The following is an 11,411-nucleotide window of genomic DNA, read 5'->3' as shown; positions in this document are numbered from 1 at the left end:
CCGGCGGCGAGATCCTGTTCCGCGGCCGCGACGGGCAGGTGCGCGACCTGCCCGCCTCAGCGAGCGCGCCATGCGCAGCGTGCGCGGCAACGAGATCGGCATGATCTTCCAGGAGCCGATGACCTCGCTGAACCCGGTCTACACCGTCGGCGACCAGATCGGCGAGGCGCTGCGCTACCACCAGGGCCTCGACCGCCGGGCGGCGCGGGCGGAGGCGCTCGCCATGCTGAAGAAGGTCGGCATCCCGGCGGCGGAGCGGCGGCTGGACGAGTATCCGCACCAGATGTCGGGCGGCATGCGCCAGCGCGTGATGATCGCCATGGCGCTGGCCTGCCGCCCCACCCTGCTGATCGCCGACGAGCCGACCACCGCGCTCGACGTGACCATCCAGGCGCAGATCCTCGACCTGATGCGGCGGCTTCAGGAGGAGACCGGCACCTCGATCCTGTTCATCACCCACAATCTGGGCGTGGTGGCGGAGGTGGCCCACCGGGTGGTGGTGATGTATTCCGGCCGCATCGTCGAGGAAGGCGATGTCCGCTCCCTGCTGAAATCGCCCAGGCACCCCTACACCCGCGGGCTGCTGGCCTGCATGCCGCATCTGGGCCAGCGCCGCGGCGACGGCGGCCGGCTCCACGCCATCCCCGGCAGCGTGCCGAGCCCGGTGAACCGCCCGGCGGGCTGCACCTTCGCCCCGCGCTGCGCGCTGGCCGAACCCGCCTGCCTCGCCGCCGAACCCGTTCTGGAGCCGGTCGGCCCCGACCATTCCGCCCGCTGCCGCCGCTGGAGAGACGTGCAATGAGCATCGATACCGTTACCGAACAGCCCCTGCTGAGCGTCCGCAATCTGGAAAAGCGCTTTGCGGTGCGCGGCGGGCTGCTGCAACGGCCGGTCGGCTGGGTGAAGGCGGTGGACGATCTGTCCTTCGACCTGAAGCGCGGCGAGGTGCTGGGGCTGGTCGGCGAATCCGGATCGGGCAAGACCACCGCCGGGCGCAGCATCCTGCGGCTGATCGAGCCGACCGCCGGCTCCATCCGCTTCAACGGGCAGGAGATCACCGGCCTGGGCACGGCGGAGATGCGGGCGCAGCGCCGCCGCATGCAGATCGTCTTCCAGGACCCCTATGCCAGCCTCGACCCGCGCCAGCGCGTGCGCGAGGTGATCGGCGAGGCCCTGACAATCCACGGCATCGGCACCCGCGCCGACCGCCGCGACCGCGTGGCGGCCCTGCTGGAGAAGGTGGGCCTGAGCGCCGACGCCATGGACCGCTTCCCGCACGAGTTCTCCGGCGGCCAGCGCCAGCGCATCGGCATCGCCCGCGCGCTGGCGGTGGAACCCGACTTCATCGTCGCCGACGAGCCGGTGTCGGCGCTCGACGTCTCGGTGCAGGCGCAGGTGGTCAACCTGCTGGGCGATTTGCAGCGCGAGCTGGGGCTGGCGGTGCTGTTCATCGCCCATGATCTGGCGGTGGTGCGCTACATCAGCGACCGGGTGGCGGTGATGTATCTCGGCCGCCTGATGGAGATCGCGCCGAGCGACAGCCTCTACGAGCGCCCGCGCCACCCCTACACCATGGCCCTGCTGTCGGCCGCCCCCGACCCGGACCCCGACGCGCCGAAGTCCCGCATGCTGCTGGAGGGCGACGTGCCGAGCCCGATGAACCCGCCGTCCGGCTGCGTCTTCCGGACGCGGTGCCCGTTCGCCCTGCCGGCTTGTGCGGAGCCGGAAGCCCGGGCGCTGCGCGAGGTGGCGCCGGGGCATTCGGTGGCGTGCATCCGGGATGATGTGGGGAGGGGATAAAAATAACTGTCAGTGCAGTCAATAATTCTGAAATTAAGCTAGGGATAGTTTTCTTGCTACGGTCATTTTTTATAGATAATTGGGCTGCTATCGTGCATTTTCCAGAAACTCAATGAGCAAAATCTCAACCAAAGAGAGTATTTGGATTAATATACTCTCAAGGAGCAGATGGAAAATGGACTGGTCAAAAACTCCAAGCATTTTAAGAGAGCGTTATAAAAACATTTCTGATGTCAACTGGCCACATCTGAAAGTCGCGATTCTCGAAGAAATGAATAGAGAGTGCCTCCCAACTGACAGTGAAACAGATAGTCACTCTTATGAAATTTTTGCGAATCAATTTAATTCTGTTATGCTAACTACGCATTTTTTTGAGAATTTATTTTCTTTCGAGGACCAAAGACATAATCGCGAAGGAAATCTAGAATTTGAATTCGAAATACCGGAAGAATATTTTAGGCACCCAAGCCTAAGAACAAGCAATGATTTCTCAAAAAAAGAGAGAGAAACGATATCAAAAGCGGTTTCATCGACTAAATCCCGCATGAATTTTTCAAAAGACGGGTCATTTCTAATTAGCCAACTACATAAACTGGAGTTTATATCTGTTTTTTCATTCTTAGAGGCCTACATAGAGAGCATATTAGTCGAATTCACTAACGAAGCACCCAAAAAAGCATCTCAAGCATCCTCAAATAAGCCGATACATATTCTGATCCCAGAAACATTTAGCAAGATAAATCCTTTGATAATGGAGGTGATTAACGGATTCGAGCCGGACACTGTAAAGTTTTTTTCATTCTGCCGCAAAGTGAGAAATTTACACATGCATAATTTGGGAGTTGTTACAGAGCGATTTTATAAAGACTGCATGAATGAAAATCTTCTTTGTCATGATAGGTACACAGAAACAGGGCAACCTGTTACAGAATACGCAAGGCCGAATTTCAGCTTTTGCGACTATATAATCAAAGTTGGACGACCAGTCAATCTGAGCGCAATCACTCAGCCTTTTCGCCTGCTTTCTAGGGAAATTGTGTTCATATCCGAAACTATTATTAAAGAAGACAGAATTCATAAAAAAGTTAATGGCATATCCGAGGAATAAGATTGAATCTTGAATAAGATATTTAAATTGAACTCAAAATTCTACACCAAAAAGGTTTAGCATTTGGAATTTCGTTTCTATATGGGACACATTACCCCCGCCGTGCCGCCTCAATCGCCGCCACGTCGATCTTCGTCATCCCCATCATCGCCTCGAACGCCCGCTTGGCCTCCTCCCCGCCGGCCGCCAGCGCGTCGGTCAGCACGCGGGGCGTGATCTGCCAGGAGATGCCCCAGCGGTCCTTGCACCAGCCGCAGGCGCTCTCCCGGCCGCCGTTGCCGACGATGGCGGTCCAATAGCGGTCGGTCTCCTCTTGGTCGTCGGTGGCGATCTGGAACGAGAAGGCTTCGCTGTGGGTGAAGGCCGGGCCGCCGTTCAGGCCGAGGCAGGGGAGGCCGGCGACGGTGAACTCGACCGTCAGTACGTCGCCCGCCTTGCCGGACGGGTAGTCGGCGGGGGCGCGGTGGACGGCGGTCACCGCGCTGTCGGGGAAGGTCTCGGCATAGAAGCGGGCGGCAGCCTCGGCGTCCTTGTCGAACCAGAGGCAGATCGTGGTCTTGGCGACGGCCATGGCGAGTCCTTTCGCGCTGGAACCGAACCGGCCGGGCGCGGGGTCGAACGGGCCGGCCCCGCCCGGTCCCAACACCATAGCGTGTTCAGTAGGGTTTCACCACCACCAGCGTCACGATGGCGATGGCCCCGGCGATCACCGCCAGCGGGGAGAAGCGCAGCAGCGGCGACACCGGCCGCGCCCCCGGTTCGCCCAGCCGGCGCAGCCCGGCGGCGATCTTGCCGTGCAGGGCGGACAGGATGAGGACGATGATGACCTTCGCCACCAGCCACGGCTCGAAGCCCCAGCCGCCGACCACCACCAGCGTGATGCCCAGCAGCCACGCCAGCCCCATCGCCGGGGAGGTCACGCGGCGCTCCCAGCGGCCCATGGCGCGCAGCAGGCGGGCCGGTCCCTCCTCGGCGGCGGTCGTGGCGTCGAGCGCGCTGATCAGGATGGCGGCGGCGGACATGCCAAGGATCCAGAGCGTCACCGCCGTGACGTGCAGCCCGATTAGCCAGATATACACCGCGACCGTCCTTCGAAAGCCCGGCCCGACCTCGCGTCAGGCGCCCACTTGCAGGATGATCTTACCGCGGCCGTGGCCGGAATCGAGCCGCTCGTGCGCCTTGCCGACCTCTTCCAGCGGCAGGACGGCATCGACGATCACCTTGGCCTGCCCGCGCACGAACAGCGGCGCCATCTCGCGCAGGCGCGCACCCTCGCGGGTCAGGAAGGTGCCGTACAGGGTCTGGTTCTTCACATAGAGCGCGTTCAGGTCGCCGGTCGGCGGCAGGATGGTGGCGATGCGGCCGAAGGGGCGGGTCACTTGCGTGCTCATCGGCACGTTGCCGCCGGCGGTGTCGAAGGCGGCATCCACCCCCGCCCCGCCCGCCTCACGCAGGATTTGGTCCACCACGTCGGTGTCGCGGTAGTCGAGCGTCACGTCGGCGCCGAGGTCGCGCATCGCCTCGTGGTTGGTCTTGCTGGCGGTGGCGAGCACGCGGGCGCCGGCCGCCTTGGCGAACTGGATGGCGAAGCTGCCGACACCGCCGGCCCCGCCATGGATCAGCACCGTCTCGCCCGGCCGCACCGCCAGACGCCGCACGATGGCCTCCCACGCCGTGCCGCCGGCCAGCGGGATGCCCGCCGCCTCGACATGGCTGAGGCCGGCCGGCTTGTGCGCGACGATGGACGCGGCGGCGACGGTGTATTCGGCATAGCTGCCGTTGGGATTGCCGAAGATCTCCGGGGTGTAGAACACCTCGTCGCCGGCCTTGAAGCCGGTCACGCCGGGGCCGACCTCCTCGACCACGCCCGACACGTCATAGCCGAGCACCGCCGGGAAGGGGATGCCGGCCCAGCTTCCGGAATGGCGGATCTTGGCGTCCACCGGGTTGGTGCCCGACGCCACCACCCGCACCAGCAGCTCGCCCGGCCCCGCCACCGGACGCGGCCGGTCCTGAAGCTCGAACACGTCGGGACCACCGAACCGCGAAATCACCATCGCACGCATGACGCCATCCTCCGTTCCGGCTGTTGCACTGAAGAAGCACCAACGTGGGAAGCCGGCCCCCGCCTGTCCAGCGGGGGAAGGAGAGTCAGCCGATGCGGAACTCCTCGCGGTGGATCGCCGTCATCGGCAGCCCCTCCGGCCCGATGACGCCGCGGTACATGCCGGAGCAGTTGAAGGGCAGCGCGACCCGGCCGTCGCGGTCGATGGCGATCAGGCCGCCGGAGCCGCCGATCACGCCCAGCTCGTCCACCACCTCGCCGGCGGCTCGCTCCAGGGTCTGGCCGGCCCAGCGCATGCGGGCGTCGATCTCGTGGGCGGCACAGCGGCGGATGAAATGCTCGCCATGGCCGGTGGCGGAGACCGCACAGGTGATGTTGTCGGCGAAGGTGCCGGCGCCGATCACCGGGCTGTCGCCAACCCGGCCCTTGGCCTTGGCCGTCATGCCGCCGGTGGAGGTGGCGGCGGCGAGGTTGCCGTCGCGGTCGCGGGCGACGGCGCCCACCGTGCCGTGGCGGCGCTGCTCGTCGCCATCGTCGGGGGCGCCGGAGCGGCGGCGCTCCAGCTCGGCCTGGAGGGCGTCCCAGCGCGGCTGGGTAAAGAAATAGGGGGCTTCCTCCATCGGCAGACCCTGGCGGCGGCAGAGGTCGAGCGCGCCTTCGCCGATCAGCAGGACGTGCTCCGTGTGCTCCATCACCGCGCGGGCGGCCAGGATCGGGTTGCGCGGGCCGAACAGCCCGGCCACCGCACCGGCGGCACGGTCGCGGCCGTCCATGACGGCGGCGTCCATCTCCTGCGTGCCCTCGGCGGTGAAGACGGCGCCGCGGCCGGCGTTGAACAGCGGCTCGTCCTCCAGCGCCATCACGGCGGCGGTGACGGCGTCGAGCGCGCAGCCGCCGTCGGCCAGCACCGCGTGCCCGGCGGCCAGCGCCCGGCGCAGGCCGGCGTGGTAGCCCTCGGTCAGCGCCAGGGTCAGGGCGCTGCGGTTGATGGTGCCGGCACCGCCATGGATGGCCAGCGCGAAGGACTGCGGGTGGGAAAGGCTCATGGGTGCGGGTCTCAGCGCAGGGTGGCCGACATGGCCGACAGGGTGTTGATCCAGCCGAGAACGCCAGCCATGCTGTCGGCGGGAAGGCTGATTGTCACGGGGTCGGATCGTTCGGCAACCGGAATCAGCGCACCGAGATCTGCCAGCGCCGGGCTGTTCATCTCGATCTCCAGCCGGTAGGGCGCGCCGTCGGCCTGCGGCGGAACGCGGAAGGGCGGGATGCTGGACGCGCGGCGGACGGCGCGGGCCGACGCCTCGCGGATGCGGTCGCGGGAGACCGACGGCGCAACGGAGCGGGCGGCGCGCTGGCCGAGCGCCTGCTTGACCACCACCTGCTCGGCGTCCGGGAAGAGCGGCGCCATTTCGGCGGCGAAGCGGTCGTCGCCGCTCAGCAGGATCACCGGCACGCCGATCTCGCCGGCATAGGCGCCGTAATTGCCGGCCTCCCCCAGCTCCAGCCCGTTCACCCGGACGCGGCCGAAGGCGAAGCTGTTGGTGGTGTGGGCGAGGATGCCGTACTGGCGCGCGGACGTGTGGAAGCCGACGCACATCACCCCGGCGGCGTCCGGTTCAAGCCCGGCGAACATGCCGATGGGCTTGGGCCGGCCGAGGATCAGTTCGGCGGCGGGGTGCAGCTCGTCCGGCAGCAGATTGACCATCGCGCCGTGGCTGTCGTTGACGAGGATTTCGCTCGCCCCGGCCTCCAGCGCTCCTTCGATGGCGGCATTGACCTCGGCGGTCATCAGGCGGCGGGCGCGCTCATATTCGGGGTTGCCCGGCGTCACCTGCTGCTGGGAGACGACGCCGGCCACCCCTTCGATGTCGGCGGAGATGTAGATCTTCACTCTGTGCTCCCGGATTTCAGCAGTTCGGACAGGCACGGCCGGCTGGCGCCGTCGCGGCCCACCACCGGCGTGGCGGCGGCCAGCGCGTCGAGGACTGCTTCCTGCGTGGCGTCGGCCATCGCCTCGAACAGGGCGTCGATGCGGCGCTCGTTCAGCATGCGCAACGGCACGATGTCTGCCCGCTCGTCATGGTCGATGCGGTTGGCGGTGGTGAAGCCCAGCGCGATGTCGCCGCTGCCATGGCCCCAGAAGGAACCGACGCGGGCAAGCCCGACCCCGGCGCGGCGGATCACCCGGCGCAGCTGGCGGTGGTCGAGCGGCACGTCGGTGGCGGCGATGACGATGACGGAGCCCTTCTCCGGCGAATCGTCCCTGGCCGGCGGGGCGACGCGGCGGCCGTCGGGCAGGCGCAGCTCGCCCGGCCGGCCGAAATTCGCCAGCACAAGCACGCCCAGATGATGGCGCCTGCCGTCCAGCTTGAGCCGGCGCGACGACGTGCCGATGCCGCCCTTGAAGCCGAAGCAGGACATGCCGCGCCCGGCACCGACCGAGCCGACCGCGATCTCCGCACCGTCCGCGTCCGACAGCGCGGCGGCCAAGGCGGCGGCGGCATGGGCCTCGGTCACCGCCAGGGCCTGGATGTCGTTCAGCGGGCCGTCATTGCACTCCATCACCAGCGGATTGACCGTCGCGGTGGTGCGGCCGATGTCGGGATTGGCGGCGATGGCATGGCGGACCAGGGCAGTGGCGCAGGTGCCGACCGACAGGGTGTTGGTCAACAGGATCGGGGTTTCCAGCGCCCCCAACTCCTCCACCTGCATCAGCCCGACGCTCTTGCCGAAGCCGTTCAGCACCTCGGCGGCGGCGACGGGCTTGTCGCGGTAGAGGTTGCCGGCATGGGGCAGGATGGTGGTGACGCCGGTCTGGATGGCGCCCTCCACCAGCGTGACATGGCCGACGCGCACGCCCGGCACATCGGTGATGGCGTTGCGCGGCCCCGGCGTCAGCCGGCCGCAGGCGAGCCCGAAGGCCCGCGCGCGTCTCGCCGGTTCAGCGGAGTTTGGGGTCGAGGGCATCGCGCAGTCCATCGCCGAGCAGGTTGAAGGCCAGCACCGTCAGGAAGATGGCAAGGCCGGGATAGAAGGTGACATGGCTGGCGACACCGATGTAGCTGCGTCCGTCGGCCAGCATCGCCCCCCATTCCGGGCTGGGCGGCTGGGCGCCGAGGCCGATGAAGCTGAGGCTCGCCGCCGTCAGGATCGAGGTGCCGATGCGCATGGAGACATAGACGATCACGCTGGGCAGCGTGCCCGGCAGGATGTGGCGGACCATCAGCAGCCGGTCGCGCACGCCGATGGCGCGGGCGGCATCGACATAGACCGCGCGCTTCAGCGACAGCGTGCTGCCGCGCACCAGACGGGCGAACACCGGCACGCTGAAGATCGCCACCGCATAGATGACGTTCTCGATGCCCGGCCCCAGGATGGCGACGATGCCGATGGCGAGCAGGATGCCGGGGAAGGCCAGCAGAACGTCGCAGACGCGCATGATCAGGCTGTCGATCCAGCCGCCACGGAAGCCGGCGATCAGACCCAGCGCCACGCCGGCCACCCCGCCGAGCAGCACCGACAGCAGCCCGACCGACAGCGAGATGCGGGCGCCCCACAGGATGCGGCTCAGGATGTCGCGGCCATAGGCGTCGGTGCCGGCCCAATGGTCCGCGGACGGCCCTTCCAGGATGCGGTCGTAATCGAAGGCCGCCGGGTCGAAGGGGGCGATCCAGGGGGCGGCGGCAGCGGCCAGCACCAGAGCCAGCAGACAGACTCCTGCGGCCATGGCGGTGCGGTTGCGCCGGAACTTGCGCCAGAACTCGCGCAGCGGCGAGCGGACGGCTTCGTGGCTCACGGCCACGGTTGCATCGGTCGTGGTCATGAGTAGCGAATCTCGGGGTTGGCGAGGGCGTACAGCACATCGACCAGCAGGTTGATGACGATGAACTCCAGCGAGAACAGCAGGATCTCCGCCTGGATGACGGTGTAGTCGCGGTAATTGACGCTATCCACCAGCAGCCGGCCCAGCCCCGGCCAGGAGAACACCGTCTCCACCACGATGGATCCGCCGAGCAGGAAGCCGAACTGCAGGCCGACCATGGTGATGATCGGGATCAGTGCGTTGCGCAGCGTGTGCTTCCACACCACCAGCCGGGCCGGCACGCCCTTGGCCCGCGCGGTGCGGACATAATCCTCGCGCGCGATCTCGATGAAGGCGGAGCGGGTGAAGCGCGCCATCACCGCGGCGACACCGAGGCCGAGCGTCAGCGACGGCATGACGTAATGCTGCCATGTCCCGTAACCGCTGGTCGGCAACCAGCCGAGCTTGACCGAGAACAGGTCGATCATCAGCAGGCCGAGCCAGAAGGAGGGAAAGGCGATGCCCGACACCGCCACCACCATGCCGACATGGTCCTGCCAGCGCCCGCGTTTGGTGGCCGACGCCACACCGATCAGCAGACCGGCCAGCGTCGCCCAGACCATGGCGACGACGGTCAGGTAGAAGGTGGGCATGAAGCGCTCACCGATCTCCTGCGACACCGGCCGCTTGGACTTCATCGACCGCCCGAACTCGCCCTGGACCGCATTGCCGAGGAAGCGGCCATACTGCACCCACAGCGGCTGGTCGAGGCCGAGATCCTGGCGCACCAGCTCGACGTCCTGCTGGGTGGCGTCCGGACCGGCGACCAGACGCGCCGGATCGCCCGGCAGCAGATGGACGAAGCCGAAGACGAAGACGGAGATCACCAGCAGAACCGGCAGGATGCCGGCGAGACGGCCGACGAGATATTTCAGCATGGAGCAGAGGTCCTGGTGGAGGGCCTGGAGGTGCGGACGAAAAGTCCCCTCTCCCCGTTTCCTTGATGCGCAGGTCATACAGCGTCACCCGGTCCCAGGGCATGACGATCTTCATCCCTTCGCCGATGCTGTAATTCTTCACCGTCCCGCCAAAGAAGCGCAACCACAGCACACCGCCATGGCCGGCCGGAATATCGATGAAGATACGCGAGGCAAAGGTGACGGCGACGAAGGTGACGACCAACAGGACGATACTGATGGCGATGGCATTGCGATGCGCCCAGTCGTTGACGGCGCTCGAAGCGAGGCGGAACACTCTCATGACAACCCACTATCAGCTGGGCGCAGGCGGCCATCTTCCATGACATAGCGCCGGTCGCCGACATCGAAGTACCGCTCATCATGGGTGACCACGATGACCGTCTTCCCGCTCGCCTTCAGGGAAGGCAGGATTTCTTCATAGAAGCGGCGGCGCGCTTCCGGGTCCTGATCGGCGGCCCATTCATCGAAGATATAGAGGGGCCGGTCCTCCAGAAGGGCGACGATCAGTGCCAGACGCTTGCGCTGTCCGGTGGAAAGCTGGATCGTCGTGAATTCGTCGCCAGCCAACTTGGTCTTGTCCTGGATGCGCAGCCATTCCAGCAGTTCCCGCACACGGACGGGATCGACGCTGCGGATGCCATGCAGCCTGGGGAAGAGATGATAATCGGAAAAGATCACGGAAAACAGGTTCCGGTAATCCTCGCGCCGGTCGTGGCCGACCGGTTCGCCATCCACCGCGATCACTCCCTGCTGCGGCCGGTAGAGCCCGCACAGAACCTTCAGCATCGTGCTTTTGCCCGCGCCATTGCCGCCGGAGATGAACAGCAGGTCGCCGCGGTTGATCTCCAGATCGATCGGCCCGATGCCGAACGACGGTTCGCCATGGTCGTCGGTATGCTGGAAGAAGACGTTCCGGATGCTGATATGCTGGAATGACGGTGCCCTGACGGTGGCGGGCGCATCGGTCCTGGACAGCCGGCGGAGCGACTGCTCCAGGTCCATCAGGCTTTCCCACGAGGCCGCGGCGCGGGCATAGTTCGCCGCCGCCGCCGCAACCGAGGTCAGCGGCCCGATCAGGAACAGTTCCACCGTCGTGATCTTCAGAAGCTGCTGGGCATGCGCTTCGCTGTAGATCGGCAGGATGAAGACCATGGCGGCCGCCATCAGGCAGAAAACAGTCTGCGAAAACAGGTACATCCGCGCGCTGTTGTCATTGACACGGCTGCGCAGGTCAAGAACATCGCCGGAAATCCGGTGGACGAAGGTCTGCAGGTCCGCGGCCCGGCCCTGGTTGAGCCGCGTTTCCTTGAACCCGGAAACCAGATCGGTCAGCGAATCGAACAGATCCTGTTCCCGCGTGATGGTCGCACGGTGATCCTTCATGCTGCTCTTGAGCTGGATGCCGAAGATGGCATAGCCGAACACCACCATGAAGCAGGTCAGCAGAAAGCCCGGCAGCGACAGCCAGGCCAGATAGAACAGCGAGAAGATCACCAGAAGGATGTTCTGCCCGGCAACGACGAGCTGTTGCGACGCATCGATGATGGACTGGGTCTGCTGCGTCAGGCCGGCATAAATCCGGTTGCTGCCAATCCGTTCCAGCGCGTCCAGATCGCAGCCCAGAATCAGCGACACGATTTCCATACGGTAGGTATG

General features: G+C 65.8%; 12 protein-coding genes. 3 read left to right on the top strand and 9 right to left on the bottom strand.

Going from position 1 to position 11,411, the window contains the following annotated elements; genetic code table 11:
- The 3 genes from I71_RS15060 to I71_RS37465 form a co-directional block, all read left to right on the top strand.
- Nucleotides 1–802, top strand: an 802-nt coding sequence (locus I71_RS15060; protein ID WP_042695666.1) for an ABC transporter ATP-binding protein, incomplete at its 5' end; no start/stop codon positions are given.
- On the top strand, nucleotides 799–1,800 hold the full coding sequence (locus I71_RS15055) for an ABC transporter ATP-binding protein (protein WP_042695663.1): 1,002 nt from the start codon (nucleotides 799–801) through the stop codon (nucleotides 1,798–1,800). The genes I71_RS15060 and I71_RS15055, both read left to right, overlap by 4 nt.
- A gap of 112 nt (nucleotides 1,801–1,912) precedes the next feature.
- A complete protein-coding gene (locus tag I71_RS37465) occupies nucleotides 1,913–2,908 on the top strand; it encodes a hypothetical protein (RefSeq protein WP_211098391.1) in 996 nt (331 codons plus the stop codon).
- A 91-nt stretch (nucleotides 2,909–2,999) separates the two neighbouring features.
- Here I71_RS37465 and I71_RS15050 read toward each other — a convergent pair whose 3' ends face one another.
- The 9 genes from I71_RS15050 to I71_RS15010 form a co-directional block, all read right to left on the bottom strand.
- Entirely contained in the window at nucleotides 3,000–3,479 is a 480-nt protein-coding gene (locus I71_RS15050; protein ID WP_042695662.1) for a VOC family protein, read from the bottom strand.
- 85 nt (nucleotides 3,480–3,564) lie between these two features.
- Nucleotides 3,565–3,987 carry a CopD family protein gene (locus I71_RS15045; protein ID WP_049976133.1) on the bottom strand — a complete coding sequence of 141 codons (423 nt, stop codon included), beginning with the start codon at nucleotides 3,985–3,987 and terminating at the stop codon, nucleotides 3,565–3,567.
- Between the two features lie 36 nt (nucleotides 3,988–4,023).
- Nucleotides 4,024–4,974, bottom strand: a complete 951-nt coding sequence (locus I71_RS15040) for a zinc-dependent alcohol dehydrogenase family protein (RefSeq protein ID WP_042695661.1) — start codon at nucleotides 4,972–4,974, stop codon at nucleotides 4,024–4,026.
- Between the two features lie 85 nt (nucleotides 4,975–5,059).
- Entirely contained in the window at nucleotides 5,060–6,019 is a 960-nt protein-coding gene (locus I71_RS15035) for an isoaspartyl peptidase/L-asparaginase family protein (RefSeq protein ID WP_042695660.1), read from the bottom strand.
- 11 nt (nucleotides 6,020–6,030) lie between these two features.
- Nucleotides 6,031–6,864: a M55 family metallopeptidase gene (locus tag I71_RS15030; protein ID WP_042695659.1), complete on the bottom strand. Its 834-nt coding sequence runs from the start codon at nucleotides 6,862–6,864 to the stop codon at nucleotides 6,031–6,033.
- Entirely contained in the window at nucleotides 6,861–7,940 is a 1,080-nt protein-coding gene (locus tag I71_RS15025; protein ID WP_042695658.1) for a P1 family peptidase, read from the bottom strand. Before I71_RS15025 ends, I71_RS15030 begins: the two co-directional genes overlap by 4 nt.
- Entirely contained in the window at nucleotides 7,915–8,796 is an 882-nt protein-coding gene (locus tag I71_RS15020; protein WP_042695657.1) for an ABC transporter permease subunit, read from the bottom strand. The genes I71_RS15025 and I71_RS15020 overlap by 26 nt, the downstream gene beginning before the upstream one ends.
- Nucleotides 8,793–9,713 carry a glutathione ABC transporter permease GsiC gene (gsiC, locus tag I71_RS15015; RefSeq protein ID WP_042695656.1) on the bottom strand — a complete coding sequence of 307 codons (921 nt, stop codon included), beginning with the start codon at nucleotides 9,711–9,713 and terminating at the stop codon, nucleotides 8,793–8,795. Before gsiC ends, I71_RS15020 begins: the two co-directional genes overlap by 4 nt.
- Nucleotides 9,714–10,031: 318 nt before the next feature.
- Nucleotides 10,032–11,411: cyclic peptide export ABC transporter (locus I71_RS15010; protein WP_042695664.1), on the bottom strand; the 1,380-nt coding region annotated here is incomplete at its 5' end.

This window comes from Azospirillum sp. B506, assembly GCF_000333595.1.
Lineage (GTDB): Bacteria > Pseudomonadota > Alphaproteobacteria > Azospirillales > Azospirillaceae > Azospirillum.
Note: the sequence above shows the minus strand (reverse complement) of the source record. Positions and strands in the feature narration are given on the sequence as shown.